At 73.6% G+C, this 18,117-nt stretch carries 19 protein-coding genes and 1 tRNA gene; 8 read left to right on the forward strand and 12 right to left on the reverse strand.

Features of this window, described 5'->3' with window-relative positions:
- Window positions 1-30: 30 nt before the first annotated feature.
- The 9 genes from WME95_RS14290 to WME95_RS14330 form a co-directional block, all read right to left on the reverse strand.
- A complete protein-coding gene (locus tag WME95_RS14290) occupies window positions 31-348 on the reverse strand; it encodes a hypothetical protein (protein ID WP_437910983.1) in 318 nt (105 codons plus the stop codon).
- A gap of 28 nt (window positions 349-376) precedes the next feature.
- Window positions 377-450 (reverse strand) — tRNA-Arg (locus WME95_RS14295).
- Between the two features lie 121 nt (window positions 451-571).
- A complete protein-coding gene (gene uppS, locus WME95_RS14300; RefSeq protein ID WP_437552379.1) occupies window positions 572-1,312 on the reverse strand; it encodes a polyprenyl diphosphate synthase in 741 nt (246 codons plus the stop codon).
- A 280-nt stretch (window positions 1,313-1,592) separates the two neighbouring features.
- A complete protein-coding gene (locus WME95_RS14305) occupies window positions 1,593-2,969 on the reverse strand; it encodes a histidine kinase dimerization/phospho-acceptor domain-containing protein (RefSeq protein ID WP_437908946.1) in 1,377 nt (458 codons plus the stop codon).
- A gap of 3 nt (window positions 2,970-2,972) precedes the next feature.
- Window positions 2,973-3,674: a winged helix-turn-helix domain-containing protein gene (locus WME95_RS14310; RefSeq protein ID WP_437552381.1), complete on the reverse strand. Its 702-nt coding sequence runs from the start codon at window positions 3,672-3,674 to the stop codon at window positions 2,973-2,975.
- A gap of 115 nt (window positions 3,675-3,789) precedes the next feature.
- Window positions 3,790-4,377 (reverse strand): hypothetical protein, encoded by a 588-nt coding sequence (locus tag WME95_RS14315; RefSeq protein WP_437908947.1) that lies wholly within the window; start codon window positions 4,375-4,377, stop codon window positions 3,790-3,792.
- A gap of 11 nt (window positions 4,378-4,388) precedes the next feature.
- Window positions 4,389-5,663 carry a hypothetical protein gene (locus WME95_RS14320; RefSeq protein ID WP_437908948.1) on the reverse strand — a complete coding sequence of 425 codons (1,275 nt, stop codon included), beginning with the start codon at window positions 5,661-5,663 and terminating at the stop codon, window positions 4,389-4,391.
- A complete protein-coding gene (locus tag WME95_RS14325; RefSeq protein ID WP_437908949.1) occupies window positions 5,660-6,874 on the reverse strand; it encodes a hypothetical protein in 1,215 nt (404 codons plus the stop codon). The genes WME95_RS14320 and WME95_RS14325 overlap by 4 nt, the downstream gene beginning before the upstream one ends.
- A 154-nt stretch (window positions 6,875-7,028) precedes the next feature.
- Entirely contained in the window at window positions 7,029-7,808 is a 780-nt protein-coding gene (locus WME95_RS14330) for a tetratricopeptide repeat protein (RefSeq protein WP_437908950.1), read from the reverse strand.
- A 392-nt stretch (window positions 7,809-8,200) separates the two neighbouring features.
- Here WME95_RS14330 and WME95_RS14335 point away from each other — a divergent pair, with 392 nt between their 5' ends.
- The 7 genes from WME95_RS14335 to WME95_RS14365 all read left to right on the forward strand — a co-directional run bounded on the left by WME95_RS14335 (window position 8,201) and on the right by WME95_RS14365 (window position 15,057).
- A complete protein-coding gene (locus WME95_RS14335; RefSeq protein ID WP_437910984.1) occupies window positions 8,201-9,646 on the forward strand; it encodes a sigma-54-dependent transcriptional regulator in 1,446 nt (481 codons plus the stop codon).
- A 4-nt stretch (window positions 9,647-9,650) separates the two neighbouring features.
- The gene (locus WME95_RS14340) at window positions 9,651-10,955 is read left to right on the forward strand and encodes a formylglycine-generating enzyme family protein (protein ID WP_437552387.1); all 1,305 of its coding nucleotides are present in this window, start codon (window positions 9,651-9,653) and stop codon (window positions 10,953-10,955) included.
- A gap of 193 nt (window positions 10,956-11,148) precedes the next feature.
- Window positions 11,149-11,889, forward strand: coding sequence for a hypothetical protein (locus WME95_RS14345; protein ID WP_437908951.1), 741 nt, complete (start codon window positions 11,149-11,151; stop codon window positions 11,887-11,889).
- On the forward strand, window positions 11,886-13,178 hold the full coding sequence (locus WME95_RS14350) for an ABC transporter ATP-binding protein (protein WP_437908952.1): 1,293 nt from the start codon (window positions 11,886-11,888) through the stop codon (window positions 13,176-13,178). Before WME95_RS14345 ends, WME95_RS14350 begins: the two co-directional genes overlap by 4 nt.
- Window positions 13,168-13,932 (forward strand): hypothetical protein, encoded by a 765-nt coding sequence (locus tag WME95_RS14355; RefSeq protein ID WP_437908953.1) that lies wholly within the window; start codon window positions 13,168-13,170, stop codon window positions 13,930-13,932. Before WME95_RS14350 ends, WME95_RS14355 begins: the two co-directional genes overlap by 11 nt.
- Window positions 13,933-14,053: 121 nt before the next feature.
- Window positions 14,054-14,473, forward strand: coding sequence for a hypothetical protein (locus WME95_RS14360; protein WP_437552393.1), 420 nt, complete (start codon window positions 14,054-14,056; stop codon window positions 14,471-14,473).
- A gap of 41 nt (window positions 14,474-14,514) precedes the next feature.
- Complete coding sequence (locus tag WME95_RS14365) at window positions 14,515-15,057, forward strand: hypothetical protein (RefSeq protein ID WP_437908954.1); 543 nt, start codon at window positions 14,515-14,517, stop codon at window positions 15,055-15,057.
- On the opposite strand, the gene WME95_RS14370 is transcribed toward WME95_RS14365, so the two are convergent.
- The 3 genes from WME95_RS14370 to smpB all read right to left on the reverse strand — a co-directional run bounded on the left by WME95_RS14370 (window position 15,035) and on the right by smpB (window position 17,504).
- Window positions 15,035-16,510: a DUF362 domain-containing protein gene (locus tag WME95_RS14370; RefSeq protein WP_437552395.1), complete on the reverse strand. Its 1,476-nt coding sequence runs from the start codon at window positions 16,508-16,510 to the stop codon at window positions 15,035-15,037. The two genes, WME95_RS14365 and WME95_RS14370, sit on opposite strands and share 23 nt — an antisense overlap.
- A gap of 170 nt (window positions 16,511-16,680) precedes the next feature.
- Window positions 16,681-16,983 carry a hypothetical protein gene (locus tag WME95_RS14375; RefSeq protein ID WP_437908955.1) on the reverse strand — a complete coding sequence of 101 codons (303 nt, stop codon included), beginning with the start codon at window positions 16,981-16,983 and terminating at the stop codon, window positions 16,681-16,683.
- Entirely contained in the window at window positions 16,980-17,504 is a 525-nt protein-coding gene (smpB, locus tag WME95_RS14380) for an SsrA-binding protein SmpB (protein WP_044968393.1), read from the reverse strand. Before smpB ends, WME95_RS14375 begins: the two co-directional genes overlap by 4 nt.
- Before the next feature lie 187 nt (window positions 17,505-17,691).
- Here smpB and WME95_RS14385 point away from each other — a divergent pair, with 187 nt between their 5' ends.
- Entirely contained in the window at window positions 17,692-18,084 is a 393-nt protein-coding gene (locus WME95_RS14385) for a hypothetical protein (protein ID WP_437908956.1), read from the forward strand.
- Window positions 18,085-18,117: the final 33 nt, after the last annotated feature.

Below are 18,117 nucleotides of genomic sequence, written 5' to 3' on the forward strand. Positions count from 1 at the left end.
TCGAACGGCGGGCAGGGGAGCGGCGGTGCGTCAGTAGCCCGGCCAGGGGTCTGCCGGCTTCGGAGGCGCCGGGACCGGTCGCTTGAAGCACATCACGCCGGCGTCGAGCGCCACGAGCTCCCAGCCGCCCTCGCCCCGCGCCTTCGCGATGGCGCGCGCCTCGTCCACGCCGTGCGCCTGCTCGCAGTCCTGATCCCACCGCGGTGGGGGGACGCTCGGCGTGAGCCCCTGGGCGCGCACCCGCCCCGCCGCGAGCGCGACGGCCGCGCCCAGCACCAGACCGCCCAGCACGAGCACGACCCTCTTGTCCATGGCGTCAGGGACATGGTGGTCCGCGCCGGGCAGCACCGTCAAGCGACGCTCCGAGGACGTTGGGCACGCCCGGCAGGATTCGAACCTGCGACCCGCGGCTTAGAAGGCCGCTGCTCTATCCAGCTGAGCTACGGGCGCTTGGACGACAAGCGCATCTCTCGTACTGCATCGCGGACGCGGAATCGAGCGTTACAAGCGTTGCGAGCGTTACAGGCATCACCGGTGCCGTGGGCGCGGGGAGCGCCCCGGCGAGGTCCGCTCAGGTCGACGCGGCCAGGCGGCGGACCTGCTCGCCGGTCCGGCCGTAACGCCGCTGTCGCCGGCAGTAGGTCGCGACCGCCTCGTCGAAGGTCGCCTCGGTGAAATCGGGCCAGAGCGTGTCGGTGAAGAACAGCTCCGCGTACGCGGCCTCGAAGAGCAGGAAGTCGCTGAGGCGCTTCTCGCCGCCGGTGCGGATGATGAGATCGGGATCCGGCATCGAGCTGGTCGTCAGGAAGTTCCGGAGCGACTTCTCGTTGATCTCCTCCGGGATGACCAGCCCGGCCCGCGCGCGGACCGCGAGCGCGCGCATGGCGTTCGCCATGTCGCGGCGACCGCCGTAGCTCAGCGCGAGCGCCAGGGTCATCTCGGTGCCCCCGGCGGTGTCCTCCACGAGCTTCTCCATCGCGCGCCGCGTCGGCGTCGGGATGTCCTCGAGGTCGCCGACCACCTGGACCGCGATCCCTCGACGGATCAGCTCGTCGTGCTCCCCCTCGGCGAACTCCTGGCAGATGCGCATCAGCGCGTCGATCTCGTCCTTGGGCCTCGACCAGTTCGCCACGCTGAACGCGTAGAGCGTGAGGTACGGGATGCCGCGATCGCGGCAAGCACGCACCGAGAGGCGCACGGCCTGCGCTCCGTGCTGGTGCCCCTGCATGCGGGGGAGCCCCCGCGCCGCCGCCCAGCGGCCATTGCCATCGAGGATGATCGCGACGTGCTTGGGGAGATTGCTGGACGTCATGGGCTTTCCTGGGTGGGGACGACGAAAGACTCTGCGCCGAGCATGGGCGCGGTGGGGGGGCCGACGGTGATGCGATTGTGGAGGTTCTGTGGAGGATGGCGCGGGAGAGCTCAAGACGCTCTGCTCGCTGACGGGTGCGCGAGCTCTCCAGCCCGCTCGCCGAAGACCGCCGCCGCGCCTTCGCACCACCGATCCAGTGCGCTGTCAAACCGAGGAAACCTCCCGGAAACCAAGAGGGTCGCCGGGGCGGCATGGCGAGAGAGCTCATCCTTTCACAGGATCAGGCCCCCGGCAGCGAGAGCTTGAACTCGACCTCGGGCGGCCCGCGGTGGGTGCATTCGGCCGAGCCGCTGTGGGCCTCGGCGATCGCCTTGACGATCGCGAGGCCCAGGCCGGTGCCGCCCCGGTCGGCGCGGGTCGTCACGAAACGGCGGAAAAGGCGGCCCGCGACGTGCCGCCCGATCTCGCCGCGGTTGCGGATCGAGATCGCGACCTGTCCGCCCATGCGAGACACGGCGATCTGGACGGGGGCCGCGGCGTCGCCGTGCGTGCGCGCGTTGTCGAGCAGGTTGTCGAGGGCGCGCGAGAGCCACTGCTCGTCGCCGCGCACCGTCGCCGAGCTCGGCGCGTCGAGCTCGACGCGGCTGCCGCGCTCTCGCGCCCGCGCCGCGGCGGCCTCTGCGATCGCGACCAGGTCGACCACCGCGGCGTGCTCCACGCCGCGCGCCTCGAGGCGCGCGAGCGACAGCAGCTCCCCGAGGAGCGCCTCGATCCGCGTGGTCGCCTCGCGGATGCGCGCGACGAAGCGGGCGGCCTCCTCGGCGTCTTCGAGCGCGCCCTCGGAGAGCACCTCGGCGCTCGCGCGGATCGCGGCGACGGGGTTCTTGAGCTCGTGCGAGAGATCCGCGGCGAAGGTCTCGACGAAGGGGCGGCCCTCGATCTGGCGCCGCATCGAGTCGATGGCGCGCGTCAGCCGCTGGACCTCGCGGCCCTGCGCCGGCGGCGTCGCCGCGCGCACCTCGCCCTCGCTCACGCGCACCGCGAACTCGGTGAGCGCCTCGATCGGCGTCGCGATGGTGCGGCCGATCAGGAACGACGAGATCGCCGCCGCGGCGCCGAGCACCGTGCTGAGCACGAGGATCGGCGGGGCGAAGTCGGCGACCATCCGCTGCACCACGATGGTCGGCTTCACGACCTGCACGCTGCCGACGCGCTGGCCGCGGACCTGGATGGGCGCGGTCACGAAGACGGTCCCGGGCTCGCCCGGCGAGGCGCCGCGCGCCCGGAGCACGCGGCCCTCGGGATCGAGCAGCGCGATGCTCTGGGCGGTCGGGCCCTCGGCCTCGCCGTCGAGCGCGCGCACCGCCGCGAGATCGACGCCGCGCACCTCCATCTCCATCGCGGCCACGGCGGCGAACGCGGCTGCCTCGTCGCGCGCGCTGCCCTCGGCGAGCAGGGTCGCGCGCGCCTCGATGCGATCGATGACGAGCAGCCCGAGCCCGAACGCGAACGCGCCGACGATGCCGCCGAGCGCGATGAAGATCTGCATCCGGATGCTCATCCCCGCCGTCCGGGCGCGGACGAGGCGGGAGGCGAACAACGCGACGAGCAGGATGAGCGAGACCGCCGCCGCCGCGGTGACGACGAGGCGCAGCACCCGTCAGCCTCCGCCTTCCGCGGGGCCCGGCTTGTCCGCGACGCGGTAGCCGACGCCGCGCACCGTCTCGATGAGGTCGGCGTCGCCGCCGGCCTCGACGACCTTCTTGCGGAGCCCCTTCACGTGCGAGTCGATGGTCCGGTCGGTGATCGCGAACCCGTCGCCCCAGACGCGATCGATGAGCTGCGCGCGCGTGAAGACCCTGCCCGGCGCGGCGAGCATGCAGGCGAGCAGATCGAACTCGACGCGGGTGAGGTCGACCTTCTGGCCGCTCACGTACGCGCGCCGCGTGGCCTCGTCGACGACGAGCGGCAGCGGCGCCGGCGCGCCGGCGGACGGCGAGGGCCGCGCGGCGCGGCGCAGGACGGCCCGCACCCGCGCCACGATCTCCCGGGGGGAGAACGGCTTGGTCACGTAGTCGTCGGCGCCGGTCTCGAGCGCGGCGACGCGGTCGGCCTCGCTGTCGCGGCTCGACAGGACGATGATCGCGGCGCGCGCCGCGCTCCGCCGGGCCTGCCCGATCAGGTCGAAGCCGCTGCCGTCGGGGAGCATGAGATCGAGGATGATGAGGTCGGCGTTGTCGATCTCCCGCTCCGCGGCCGCGAGCGTGGTGGCGACGGTGGCCGCGAACCCGTCGCGGCGCAGGAAGTAGGCGATCGACTCGGCGATGGCCGGCTCATCCTCGACGACCAGGACCTTGGCCATGGTCGGTGAGCCTAGAACGGCGCCGCGGACGCGTCGACAGGGCTGGCCAGCGGGCCTGGCCGGCCCCGCCCCTGCGAGGGCTCGCGGGCGTCGCGACCGCCGCGTTCGTGCGCGCTCAGGCGCTGGGGATCGCCGCGTTGACGAGCTCGCGCACGACCCCGAGCAGCCGCTCGTAGTGCTCCGGGATGGGCCGCAGGCCGGCGCAGTGGACCACGAGGCCGCCAGGGCGGCGCTCGATGTGCCCCTGGAAACCGCGGCGGGCGAGGAGCTTGCGCAGGCGCGGATGGAACGCGCCTGCGGCCTCGCGCTGGGAGGTGGCGAAGGTCGTCACGTGGGCGTCCCAAAGCGCATCGTCGAGGGTGACCCGGGGCGGGGGAGCGCTCTCGATGAAGGCGACGCGCGTCAGGAAATGCTCGCCGACACGCATCGAGGCGCGGCGCTGGAGCGCCGGGTGCGCCGCGAAGCCGAGCAGCGTCCGCTCGAGGGGCTCGGCTTCGCCCTCGGCGTACCAGGGCTCGGCGATCACCGCGTGCCCGGGGTTCGCCGTCCAGGTGCACGCGAAGAGGTACGCGGAGGGCGGCGCGATCGTGTCGTAGGGCTCCCAGCGGCGGAACCAGGCCTCGTCAGGGCGCGCGGTGAAGGCGAGGCCGCGCCGGGCAGCCCACGCCGCGATGTGCTCGTCGGATCCCAGCGGAGGAGGCATGGATGGCGAGGTTAGTCGGCGCGGCGTCGCCTCGGAAGCCTCCGGCGCGATGCGACCGCGAGCGCCCCGGCGCAGAGCGAGAGCCAGGACGCCGCACCCGCGGCTGCGCCGTTCCCGGGCGCGTCGCAGGAGCATCGGCCGTAGATGCCGACCGTCGTCTCGTCGTCATGGTCGTCGTCGTTGCCCAGCGGGCCTCCAGCGCCTCCGTGGCCTGCGGTCGTGATGGGCGCGCCGCCGGCGTCTCCGGCGTCGCCGCCGTTCCCGCCTGCGCCGCCGCGGCCGCCCGTCCCGCCGCGGCCGCCCGTGCCGCCGCCTTCACCGCCGCTCCCGTCTTTTCCGCCTCCGCTGCCAGCGCCGCCATCGCCGCCTGCGCCGCCGCCGCCCGTCTCGCCGCCTTCGTCCGCGCAGCGCGTGAGATGGAGGGGACGTTTGCGCGTGCAGTCCGTCGGCGACGCGCAGCGGGGATCCGAGAGCGCGGGCGGCGCGCCTGTGCCGCCGATCTCGCCGAGGTCAGGGTAGGCGGCCTCTGTCCTCTCCCAGCGCCCCCCGGTGTGCTCCATCCAGCCGAACACCCGCTCCTGGTACGGAGCGGCGCCGCCGATCGCCGGGTCGTAGACGCCGCGCCCCGCGTCGTAGTTGGGGTTGTTCGGGTTGTTGACGTACGCGAGCCCGTTGTAGGCCCAGACGGCGCTGTACCAGTGCTCGATGAACGCGGGTTGCCGGTCGCCGACGCAGCGCGTGGCCCTCCACTTCGAGGCCAGGATCTGGGTGCCGGTGGCCGCGTTGTAGGTCGGCTCCGCGGCCACGCGGCGCGGATCGAAATCCGGGCTGTCGCCGCGCCGCATGCCGCTCGTGATCTGCGAGGCGCCGTAGCCGCAGTCGAAGGAGATGATCGTCCGCGAGCTCTCCCCCGCCTGATCCATGGGCCGGTCCGGCGCGCAGAACTGCTGCCACCCCGACTCCTGCATGGCGATCGCCTTGAGCAGCTCGCAGGGGAACGTGGCGGGAACGTCGCGCCGCGCCTCGGGCAGATCGCAGCCCTGACCGAGGTTGAAGGCCGGCGGTCCGGCGTCGCCCCAGGCCTCGGGGCCCCGCGAGACGCGGTCGAAGATGGCGTTCCACTCCGCGACGGAGGGGTTGATCCCGGGCACGGCCTCGATCGCGCAGCCGCGATCGTTGTACGCGCTCGACGCGGTGAAGCAGGGGCAGTACGCGCCGCGCGCGGCCGGCGCGACCAGCGCGGCCGCGGAGAGCGCCGCCGGGACCAGGAGAAGGCGGCCCGTCACGGCTCCTCCTTCGCGGCGGTGAAGCCGGCGACCGCGATGCGCGCTCCGGGTGGCGCAGGGATCGCGGCGACCTCGCCGCTCTCCACCCGGATCGCGAAGGGGACGGCGAACGCGGACGGCTTCGCGTGCAGCGCCGCCACCCACGCCGCGTCCTGCGAGACGGCCTGGATGACGTCGATGCCGGGGCCGAGCGGGCTGCGGACCGCGGCGCGCGCGCCGACGACGAACAAGCCGGTGGCGCGCTCGGGCGTGTACGCGATCCCGCCGCCCGGCCAGGCGTACGGGGCGAGGGCGTGGCTCGCGCTCGCCTCGAGCCGGGTGCGCTTGCCCCGGGCGAGATCGAGCCGATCGATGACCCACAGGCCGGGGTCGGTCTCGTGCCGCTCCTGGAACACGAGCGCGCCCGCCGCGGCGTCGATCGAGAAATCGCGCGCGAACGGCGGGATCGACGGGGCGATCACCCGCGTCGCGCCGGAGTCGGGGTCCACGAGGACGATGTCGGCCGACGCCGGGGAGACGCGGTAGAGGACGAGCTCGCCGTTCCACGCGCCGGCGAGGAAGGCGAGGTGGCCGGTGTGTCGGTGCACGGTGCGGATCGCGCCGGTGGCGAGGTCGACCTCGTCGATGGTGAGCGCGTCGATCCGGAGCTGCGCGGGCTCGTTGTCGGGCTGCGGCTCCGGGCCGGCGACGCCGCGCGAGACGAAGACGCGCCCGTCGGCGGTGACGAGCGGGCGGCTCGCGTGGACCACGCCGTCGCAGAGCGCGACGGGCTCTGCGCCCGGCTGGATCCGGAAGAGGCTCGCGTTGAACGAGCGGTCGCTGGACGGGCTCGTCTCGGCGGTCGCGACCACGAGCCGCGTTCGCGGGACGACGCGGGCGCGGACCACGGCGTCGCTCAGGTGCCGGAGCGTGGCGAGCGCGGGACCGGCCTTGGCTCCGCCGATCGGCGCGATGTGGAGCGTGGTCCGGGCCGCCCCCGGAGGCGTCGCGAGGATCGCGACGCTGGGTGGCGCCGAGGAATCCGCGGGCGCCGCGACGGCCGTGGGCACGAGCAGACGGCCGACCCGTGAGATCGCGGGCGCAGGGGCGTCGCCATGGGCGAGCACAGCCGTCATCGTACCCGTGAGCGCGGCGAGCAGCGCGCAGGGGAGCGCGATCCTGTGCAGGCGGCGCCGTGTCAGGGGCGAGCAGGCGTAGGAGCTGAGACGCACGACAGGAGAGTAGACGATGCGCCGGTGAGCGCTCGCTCGCGAGGCGGCGCTCGCTTGCCAGCCTCTGCCGCCCCGCCGTCCCGTGCGGCCGGGGCGCCCGACGACGTCGCCGTCGCGCCCGGCGAAAGGCAGCGGGTGGCCAGGAAGCAGGCCCTCAGAAGCGGCCGGCCATGCCGAGCCCGGCCGCGCCCGGTCCAGCGACCGGGGTCAGCTGGAGCTTGCTGGGCCAGGGCTGGTTGAACCCGAGCTCCCAGATGAGGCCACCGGCGACGCCGGCGGCGCCCAACCCGAGCAGCACGCCGCCGACCGTCGCGTGCGTGCGCCCCTGATTGCCCCGCTCGGCCACCTTTTCCGTGCAGCCCTTGCGCGACGGGCAACGGTCCTCGGCGGCGCCGATGTCCGCGAAGCCGCTCGAGGTCAAGATCCCGCCGACCAGCAGCGTGACGACCCCAGCGCCCGTCGCGACCCACGGCGAATAGCCGTAAGGAGGCTGCGGCGGAGGCTCCTCCTTGGGGCGCTCCGGGATCGCCGAGGCGGTGGGGGCCGTCGGGAGCACCGCCGGCGCCGACGCGGACGCGCTGGCGCTGGCGCTCGGCGCCGGCCGGAGGGCGTTCTTGAGGTTCTGGATCTTGTCCTGGATCGTCTGCGCGTCGCTCGCGTCCGGCGTACGGGCCAGGTAGGTCTCCAGCGCCGTGACCGCCTCGGCCCGCTCGCCCTTCTTCTCGTAGGCGTTGGCGATGTTGATCAGCACGCCGTGCGCCGAGCAGTCGAGCTGGTAAGCGTCCTTCCAGTACTGGATGGCGCGATCGTAGTCAGCGCGCTCGTAGAACTGGGTGGCGGCCTTGTGCGCCCCCTTGGCGCCTTCCAGGTCGGCGGGGGTCGCCGTGCGGTAGCACTCGGGATATTCGATGGCCGGATCTCCTGCTAAGGCCAACCCCGCGGCGAGGAATATCCCCGCGCCGAGACCGACCAGCCAAGTCCGAAGCACACGCATCCGAGCCGCCCTCCGAGAAGTGGCCGCAGCATACTGATCCGCTTCGCCGGCAGCGAGAAAAAGGAACTATTACGGACCTCGAGGCAATGCGTTCGGCCTGCCGACCGGCGTGGCGAGCGCCGAGCGAAGCGGCGGCCAGGGGAGCGGGACAGGAGCGTCGAGCGAAGCGACAGCCGGGGGACGGCATGGGAGCGCCGAGCGAGGCGGCGGCCGCGGGGAGCGGGACGGGAACGCCGCCGGCGCGCCCGCGCGGCGCGAGGGCGACCGGCCGGAGCGTCGAGGGGCGGTCCCGGCGCTTGCTTGGTTTCCGGTTCTGCTAGTCTCGCCCGGTGATGCTCCCCGAAAAGAAGCAGATCCTCGTCGTGGATGACGAGGCGAACCTCCGGCGGGTCCTCAGCGCCCAGCTCGGCCGGGATGGCTACGAGGTCCACACCGCGGAAGACGGCGAGGAGGGGCTCGCGTTCCTGAAGGAGCACCACATCGATCTGGTCATCACCGATCTCCGGATGCCCAAGGTCGACGGCATGGACCTGCTCCGCGCCGCGCTCCGCGACGACCCGTCGCGGCCCGTGGTGCTGCTCACGGCGCACGGGACCGTCGACAACGCCGTCGAGGCGCTCAAGACGGGCGCGTTCGACTACATCACGAAGCCGTTCGATCAGAACGAGGTGCGCGTCGTCGTGAAGAAGGCGCTCCGCACCCGCGATCTCGCGAGCGCGGACGCGACGCGGGACGTCTCCGCGGCGCAGCCCCGGGGGGGCTCCGACCGCTTCGGCATCATCGGCGAGAGCCCGCCCATCCAGGAGCTCTACGCGATCCTCGAGCGGGTCGCCGACACGCCGACCACGGTGCTCATCAGCGGCGAGAGCGGCACCGGGAAGGAGCTCGTCGCGCGGGCGCTGCACGAGAACTCCAGCCGTCGCGACCGGCCGTTCATCAAGGTCAACTGCGCGGCCATCCCGAAGGACCTCATGGAGTCGGAGCTCTTCGGCTACGAGCGCGGGGCCTTCACCGGCGCGGTCGCCTCCAAGCCGGGGCGCTTCGAGCTCGCCTCCGGCGGGACGCTCTTCCTCGACGAGATCGGCGAGATCCCGAACGAGATGCAGGTGAAGCTCCTGCGCGTCCTGCAGGAGAGCGAGTTCGAGCGGGTCGGGGGCATCAAGACCATCCACGTCGACGTCCGGCTCGTCGCCGCCACCAACCGCGACCTCAAGCGGGAGATCGCGGCGGGCACGTTCCGGGAAGACCTCTTCTACCGGCTCAACGTCGTCCCGATCGCGCTCCCCGCGCTGCGCGACCGGAGGAGCGATATCCCCCACCTCTGCACCCACTTCGTCGCGAAGTTCAACGCGCGCCTCAAGAAGAGCATCGAGAGCATCGAGCCCGAGGCGCTCGAGCGCCTGGCCTCGCACGCCTGGCCGGGGAACATCCGTGAGCTCGAGAACGTCGTCGAGCGGGCGCTGCTCTTCGCCGACGGCGCGCGCATCCGCCTCGACGACCTGCCGGAGGAGATCCGCGGCGGCGCCACGTCGTCGCCCGGCGCGACGCTGCCGCTCGCGGCCGCCGCCGCGGACACCTCCGCCGCGCCCTCGACGCCCGACGGCCTCAAGGAGCAGGTGAAGGCGGCGATGAGCAAGCTCGAGCGCGACCTCATCGAGCGCGCCCTCAAGCAGACGCACGGCAACGTCACCCACGCCGCGCGGCTCCTCAAGATCTCGCGCAAGGGGCTCCAGCTCAAGATGAAGGAGCTGAACCTCCGCGAGCGCGACGCCGAGTGAGCCCGTGGGCCTCGGCGAGCAGCGCTCAGTCCGCGCACAGGGCCGCGCGCCGGGGGGGAAGGCCCTCGCCGTCGCCGCCTCGCTCGCCGGCCTCCTCGCGGCCTCTCCCGGCTGCGATCGCGGCGGCGCCCCGCAGGGCACGGACGCCGATCTCGACGCCGCCCCTCCCTGGGACGTGAGCCAGACCGAGCCGGAGCCGCGCCCCGGCATGGCGTGGATCCCGAAGGGCGTGCTCATCGCGGGCACGCCGCCGGACCGGCTGCCGCGCATCGCCGACGAGGAGATGGCGGGCGCGCAGGTCGTGATGCACGGCTTCTACATCGACATCTTCTCGTACCCCAACGAGGTCGGCGCGATCCCGACCACGAACATCGCGCAGGACGAGGCGCGCGCGCTGTGCGAGGCGCAGGGCAAGCGCCTCTGCACGGAGCTCGAGATCGAGCGAGCCTGCAAGGGGCCGGACAACACCACGTACGAGTACGGCGACACGTACAAGGCGCCGGTCTGCGCGACCGGGCAGAGCCGGGTCCTGACGCCCAACGGGGTGAACGCCGGGTGCGTGAGCGCGTTCGGGGTGCACGATCTCCATGGCGGCGTATGGACCTGGACCTCGAGCCAGTGGCAGCGGGACAGCGGCAAGCAGGGGCTCGTCACGCTGCGCGGAGGCAACGGGCCGACGGGCGAGCTCGTGGGGCGATGCGCTCACGGGCGCGGCGTCAAGCCGGACACGCGCCGCCCCGAGGTCGGCGTCCGCTGCTGTGCCGGCGAGGTGAACAGCTTCGAGGTGGTGCTCGAGGTGACGCGCGATCGCCCGCTCCGGCTGGAGCCGCTCGTCGACGCGCGCGCGGCGGCGCAGCTCGCGGCGCTCGCGCCGGAGGAGGTGCGCAACGCGTCCCGGGCCGGGTCGGCCGAGGGGGCGTTCAGCGTGGAGCGCATGTGGACCTGGCACCCCCGGGGCAACGAGGAGCTCGTGCTCGGCGGCGGCTGCGCGCGGCCGGCCGGGGTGAACGGGGCGCCGCGCAGCCGCGCCAAGCGCGCGAAGCGCTCGCGCCCGGGCGACGGAACGACGTGCGGGCTCCTCATCAGCCGGATGCGCATGAGCGCGCCGGCGCTGCTCGCGTTCGTCCCGTCGGATCTCTGGGAGCCCACGATCGGCGAGACGGACTCGCCGCGCGAGCTCTTCCTGTACGGCGGCGATGCGCTGGGCGCCTTCCGCCGTCGCATCACCTACGAGTGGGGCAAGATCGGCGTCGCCGACAAGGAGCGCAAGCGCAAGCACAAGGGCCGCCGCGGGCTCTCGTACGACTGAGGCCCCTCGGCGTCGCGACGAGCGCGCCGGGGCTCGCTGTCGCGACGCCGTCGTAACGGGTGGCGCTGGCGCGCGGCGGCACCACATTCCGGCGGCGCGCTCCGGCCCGCGGCACATTCACCTTGCGCCCGGGCGCCTGGAAGGGCAGCGCTAGCAGCGCGCGTCGCCGCCGCGCCGTCCGCACGCTCCTCCGATGACCCGCCCGCACGACCCCGAACCGCGCGACGCGCCGAGCAAGCGCCCGGACGATCCCGCGCGGCGGCGCGCGGCCGCGCGGCGCTCGCTGCGCGCAGCCGTCGCGCTCGGCTGCGCGCGGCTCCGCGGCGCGCGCGGCGGGCGGCTCGGCCTCGCCATGGCGGCGCTCATCTCGCTCGGGTGCGGCGTCATGGCGCTCGTGCTCGGGCTGGACGACGGGACGACCTCGCTGGACGCGCTGCTCGGGTCCGCGGCGCGCGGGCTCGCGTGGGCGGCCGCCGGCCCCATCGCCCTCGCCGCGGCGCACGATCGCCCGGGGGCCGATCGCCGCGACGGCGTCGAGGCGCTCGCCGCCGCGCGCGGGATCTCGCGGGCCTCGCTCCACGGCGTGCGCAGCCTCGCCGCGATGCTCGAGGTCGCGCGCGTCGTCGCGCTCCCGCTCGCCGCGCTCTCGGTGCTCGCGGCGCTCCTCTCCGGCTCGCTGCTGCTCGGCCTCCAGCACCTCGCGTACGGCGCGGCGCTCGCCCTGTTCGGCGCGGTCTCCGGTGTGACGCTCGGCGGCCTCGCGGCGGCGAGCGGCCGCGTCGCCGGGGCGCGAGGGCGCGCCCTGTTCCTGGTGCTGACCCTCGTCCCCTGGGGGCTCGCCGATCTCGCCGGCGACTCGAGGTGGTCGATCCCGGGAGCGCTCGGCGCGTTCCTCTCCTTCGCGGCCCGCTCGGCGGGAGGCCCTGCAGGATGAGCCCGGGCGCTCCTGTCGTGGTGCTCGAGGGCGTGCGCGCGCGGGACGGCGCCGGCGAAGAGGGGCGCCCTCGGGGGGGCCTCTCGGGCCTGTCCTTGGCCCTCGGCTCGGGCGTGCACGCGGTGCTCGGCGCCCCGGAGGACGGGACGCTCGCCCTCGCGGAGGTGCTCGCAGGCCGCGCAGCCCCCCTCGCTGGTCGCGTCCTCGTGGCGGGGCGCGACCCGTGCCGGAGCGCGGCGACGCGGGCGCAGATCGGCGTCCTGGCCGCCACCCCGGAGCTTCCCGACGGCGCGTCGGTGGCGTCGTTCATGTCGGTCGCGCTCCGGGCCCGCGGCGCGCCCGCGAGCGGCGCCGCGGCGCTCCTCGAGCCGCTCGGCGTCGCGCCGCTCCTCGCCCGCAGCACGGCCTCGCTGAGCTTCTCCGAGGCCCGGGCGGTCGAGCTGTCGCTCGCCCTCGGGGTGCCGCGGCCGCTCCTGCTCTGCCTCGTCGAGCCGTTCGCCGACGTCGCCGTGCCGTCTCCGGAGCCGGTCCGAGAGCGCCTGCGCGCCCTGGCTGCAGCTGGCGCCTGCGTCGTGCTCGTCACGTCCTCGACCGCCGACGCGAGCGCCCTTGCCGATCGCATCCACGTGCTCGATCGCGGCGTCATCGCGCGCACCGAGCCCGGCGCCGGCGACCGCCTCGCCGCGGCCCCGCCGGGCGCGACCCCGCCGGGCGCTGGGCGGCCCGAGGTCGAGATCCACGTGCTCGTCCACGAGCGGGCGCCCGACGCGCCCGGCGCTCGCGCGCTCGCCGCGGCGCTCGCGAGCGCTCCCGCCGTGCGCGCGGGCGCGTGGGAGCAGGGGCCGGCGGAGGCGTCGTCGACGCTGCGGATCCGGGCCGCGGACAGGGAGGCGGCCGCGCTCGCGATCCTGGATGCGGCCGCGAGGGAGGACGTCACGCTCATCGCGATCTCCTCGCCGCCCCCGTCGATGCACGACGTGCGGGCGGCGACCGCGCTGCACCTGGCCGCCGTTCGCTCGCGCCGGCCCTTCGGCGCACCTGCGGTCGAGGATGCTGCCCCGCTGCCGGGCGCGCCTGAGGGGCCGTTTGCGGTGGCGGCGTTCGACGCACCGGCGCCGCTCTTCCAGGCAGCGCCGCTCAGCCGGCCGTCGGACGGCCCGTCCCCGCCCGCTGGTGTGCCGCTGTCGGCGCACGGCGATGCCGCTGCCGGCGGACGGATCGGGGCCGACCCGGCGGGGGCCGACGGTTCGCCGCACGCCGCGGAGACAGGACGCCACGATGGTGGGTGAGAGCGCATCGAGCGCCGCGGCGCGGCCGCTTCCTCCCGCGGAAGGGGGGGCCGAGCGGGGTGGGCGCGCGCTGACGGGCGTCCGCCTCGGGATGGAGATGACCCTGAGCCGCCTCCGCGCGCGGCGTCCGCTGCTGGCGTTCGGGCTCGGCGCCGCGCTCGCGGTCGCGGCAGCGGTCATCGAGATCGCGTTCGGGTCTTCCGGGGCCGTGGACCGGGCGCTGCTCTCCACGTTCCGCCTCGCCACGCCGCTCACGATCTTCGCCCTGGCCGCCGACGCCGCCGATCGCACCACGCTGCGCGACGCGGCCTGGCCGGTGGCCCGCTTCGGCGCCTCGTCCCACCATGTCGCGCTCGGCATCGCCCTGGCCACGGCCCTCGCTTCCGCCCTCGTGGGAGCGCTGCTCGCCGTCGTCGTCGTCGCCGCCGCCCATGGTCCCGGCGCTGCGCCATTCGTCCGAGACATGCTCGTCAGTGGGTGGATCGGCGCGCTCACCGGAGCCGCCTACGCTGGCTGGTTCTCGCTCGGTGCGACCTTTTTCCGGCGCGGCCTCGGCCGCTTCGTGCCGCTCGCGGCCGATCTCCTGCTCGGTGGCTCGGCCGGGGTGATCGGCGCACTGTTGCCCCGGGGCAACGCCGTCAACCTCCTCGGCGGCCCGTCGCCGCTCGGGCTCGGGCAGCCCGCGAGCGCCGCCCTGCTCGCGTCGAGCGCCCTCGTCCTCGCGCTCGCCGCGGCGGCTCGCTGCAGGGAGTAGCGCGCCTGGGCCGCGGCGGCTCGGCTCGCCTTGCCCCGACCGGCTGCTTGACGTTCACGGTGATGGCGTGAGCGGCGCAAGAGGGATGGCTTCATCCGCTCGTTCACGTACTCTTCAGGGAATGACTCAGGAGCACGGGGACGACGAGGCCACCAAGGCGGTCAACGCGCCTCGATCGGTCCTGCTCGTCGGCTCGGCCGAGGCGCTGGCGGCGCGCTGCAGGGGGATGTGCCTGCGCGCTCGCGTCATGCTCATCGTCGAGAGCGACCTGGCGGCGCTGACGAACACGGCGGTGGAGCGGAAGCCGCTCGCGCTCCTGTTCCCCGACGACATCTACGCCTTCGACAGCGCGGAGTTCGACGCCCTGGCGCGCGACATCCAGGCCGCGGTGGTGACCCTCGAGCCAGGCGTCACGGACGAGGTCATCGAGGCGCGGCTCGCGGAGGCGCTGCTCCGAGCCGAGCTCCTCCGGCAGCCCGAGCCGTCGTCGAGCCGTTACGTGCTCGTGCCCGACGGCCCCCGCCGCTCCAAGCGTCGCTGACCGGCGCGCCCTTGCATGATGATGAAAAGGAGCTCCATCCGATGAGCGAGCTGCACCTCGATCCGAACGCGTCCCGCCTGACGATCCACACCCGAGCCGTGGGCATGCTCGCGCGCCTGGCGCACGACCTCGAGATCACGGCGTCCGAGCTGCGCGGTCGGGCGCGGCTCGACGGCGAGTCGTGGACCGCCGAGCTCGAGGTCCCCGTGGCCAAGCTCTCCGTCGCGGGGGTCCTGCGCGGCGATCGCGTCGATCCCGACGCGCTGTCCGCGGGAGATCGCGGCGACATCGAGCGGCGCCTGCGCGGCGAGGTGCTCGCGGGGACCGAGATCGTGGCGGTGCGCGCCTCGGGGGCCACGCGTGACCGCGCCGAGGTGCGCGTCCAGGTCGCCTCGGGGAGCGCCTCGCTGGTGGCGCGGCTCTCCTCGCGCGATCGCGGCGACGGCGCGATCGGGGTGACGGGTACCTGTCAGCTGTCGATGGCTGCGCTCGGCGTGCGCGAGGTCAAGGGGCCGCTCGGCGCCTTCAAGGTGCGGGACGAGCTCGACGTCCTCTTCGATCTCACTCTGCGGCCTGCGAGCTAGGCGGCTCGGACGGGAGCTCGGGCGCCGCGTCGCCGCGCGAGCAGGCGCCGTGGACCTGGTAGGGCTTGCCGGCGAGCCGCTTCGCGAGCGAAGCCCCGCGCCAGGCGACGTACGCCTTGTTGAAGTCGAGCAGCTGGTCGGGGGCGAAGTACGGGTTCTTCGTCTTGCCCAGCGTGACCAGCGTGAGCACCTGCTCCGCCACGCTCACGGGGCAGCCCTCGAGCCGGAGGGTGGTCTCGTTCCGGGCCATCGCGAGCTTGGTCGTCACCTTCACCATCTTCGCGAGGACGTCATCGTGCTTCGCGGTGTAGGGGTCCCGCGCGCTCCGCTCCCGGTACAGGCTCTCGACGCTGACCAGCTGATCGCCGATCTTCCCTTTGTACGTCGCGCAGTCGCCGATGAAGACCACCTTCTCGCCCGGCTTCGCGTCGATGGGGCCCTCGTAGGCGCCGAACACGACGTGCATCCGCGGCATCTTCGCGTCGCACTCCTTGTCGTACTCGCGCAGGATCTCGATCGCCTCCTCGATGGCCCCTGGACAGCCGCCCCAGCAGTAGTCGGTCCGCTCGGGCTCGGGCGGCGAGCCCGCGTAGGCCGTGATGTTCGTGCCCTCGAAGTACTTCTCGACGCGGACGAGGCCCACCTTGAACCCCTTGGCCTTGTGCTTCGCCTCCTCGAGCGTCACGTCCCCCGTGATCTCGATCTCGCCGAGGTCCATCGGGCCGAATCCGCGCTCCGACGCCAGGCGGATGTGCTCGACGCTCCTCGGATCGACGCCGATGATCTGGCAGCAGACCGAGTCGAACGCGACCTGGTTGTTCCCCATGATGATGAGGCCCAGGTCGAACGGCGAGGGCGTGAGCATCCGCCCCTCGCCCGCGGTGATGGCGTCGATCGCGATGAACTGCGGCTGCACGATGTACTGGAGATCGGCGACCTTCTCGTTCAGCCGGTGATCGTGATCGATGAGCCTGTGCCGATCGTCCTGGATCCCGATGTAGTTCTTCATCGAGAAGGTCACGGTGGTCCAGGGGTGCGACTTGAACTTGGGGCAGTTCACGAAGAAGTCGGCCTTCGCGACGGGCTCCGGCGTGAACACGTAGTCGCGCAGCCGGCCCTCGTGCGTGAGCGGGATCTCGACCTGCTGCTCTTCCTCGAAGTGGTAGTGCTTGACCCCGGTCCTGCGGAACATCGGGTAGTAGCCGGCGCTCTCGTACGTCATGCGGGTCGGGAGCGTGATGCCGCACCGCTCCCCGACGGCGAGCTCTCTCACGCGCCCGTCGTCGCGATCCTTGAGCGCGCCGATCACCCCCTCGACGAACTCGGGCCGCGTGTACGCGTGCGGAAAGTGCGCTCCCGACGCGACGACGTTGGGCTTGATGAGCGTCCGGCCGTGCGGGCGCAGCGAGAGCTCCTCGAGGCCGCTGCGCACGATGCCGCGGATCTTCGCCACGTCATACGTCGAGCAGCGGCGCAGAATTACACGAGGGCGCGACGTAATTTTCATAGAAAGACAGCGTATGGGCCGCGCCGGGCCATCGCAACACTCGCCGCCGGACGAGCCGCGCCGCGCAGCCGCTGCAGAACAGCCTGGGCGTTTGCTGCAGGACGGAACGTCGTGGCTCAGCCCGTGCGTTCGCCGCCGACGAGCCGCGCCAGCTCGGCGCGGACCTCGCGCGTCGCATCGATGAGCCGGCCTTCGATCTCGTAGGTGCGCTCACCGGGCGCCGCGTCGTTGGGCTCGGTGGGTGTGCGCAGGCGGCACCGGGCGACCTTCACGCGGATCGCCGTCCCTGTCGGCTGGAGCGAGCCCTCCACGCGCGCTCCTGGCGCCGAGGAGGCGGTCGAGTGGAGCCGCACGCGATCGCCGTCGATCTCGACGAGCTCTGCCTCGCCGCCCTTGGACCAGGTGAGGTGCGACGTCATTCCGGCCTCCGCAACCCGGCGCTCCGCGCGCGGGCGGCGCCGCCGCGGGCCCGCTCCATCGCCGCGCGGGCTTCGCGGGTGGCATCCTTCTCTTTCAGGCTCTCGCGCTTGTCGACGGTCTTCTTCCCCTTCGCGAGGGCGATCTCGGCCTTCACGCGCCCGTTCTTGAAGTAGAGGCGGGTCGCGATCACGGTCATGCCCTCCCGCTCCACGCTCTTGCGGATCGCCTCGATCTCGCTCTCGTGCAGCAGCAGCTTGCGCGGGCGCTTCGCCTCGTGCCCGAAGGCGGCGCCGGGCATCACGGGGATGTTGACCCCTTTCAGGAACGCCTCCCCGTTCTCGATGGCGCACCAGCTGTCGGTGAGCTCGGCCGCGCCGTCGCGGAGCATCTTCACCTCGCTGCCGAGCAGCACCAACCCTGCCTCGAACCGATCGTCGAGGGTGTAGTCGAACGTCGCGCGCTTGTTGCGCACGATGAGCTTCTCCCCCTCTCGCTCCTTCTCTTTGCCAGCGCGGCTCACGCGGCCGCATAGCGCGCGCGCCGCCGCCTGTCCACACCGCTTCACCGGGCTGCGCCCGCGCGGCGCCGCTGCTGGGCGCAGCTCGCGCGGCGCGTCCGCTGCGGTGGCGGCGTCATCGCTTGACGCCGATCGCCGCCGCTCGTCCAATGGTCCTTTCGCACGACGTGCCGTCAGCCTGGAGGACTCAGTGAATCGCGGACTGCGCTTTTCGGCCTGGCTCGGGGCGATCGTGGTGAGCTCTGCGCTGATGCCCGGGTGCAGCTGCAGCTGCGGCGTCGCCACGGACTCCGGCACCGTGGACGGCGATGGCGGGTGGGGCGGCAGCGGGCAGGGCGGCGATGGGCACGGCGGCGGCGGGCAGGGCGGTGAGGGACAGGGCGGCAGCGGGCAGGGCGGCGGCGCGCCGACTCCCAGGCGCGTCGGGGCGACCGAGACGGTGACGGCTGGCGAGGTCGCGAGGAGCTCGCGCTACCGCATGGTGTTCACGCTCGGGCAGCCGACGCAGAACCAGGGGACGTCGACCTCACCCAAGGTGCGGATGCGAGGAGGGCTCATCGGAGCCGACGGGAGCTTGCCATGACGAGGAGCTGGCGATGAGGACGTCGATGATCGC

This window comes from Sorangium sp. So ce327, from assembly GCF_051530205.1.
In the GTDB taxonomy this organism is placed as follows: domain Bacteria; phylum Myxococcota_A; class Polyangia; order Polyangiales; family Polyangiaceae; genus Sorangium; species Sorangium cellulosum_B.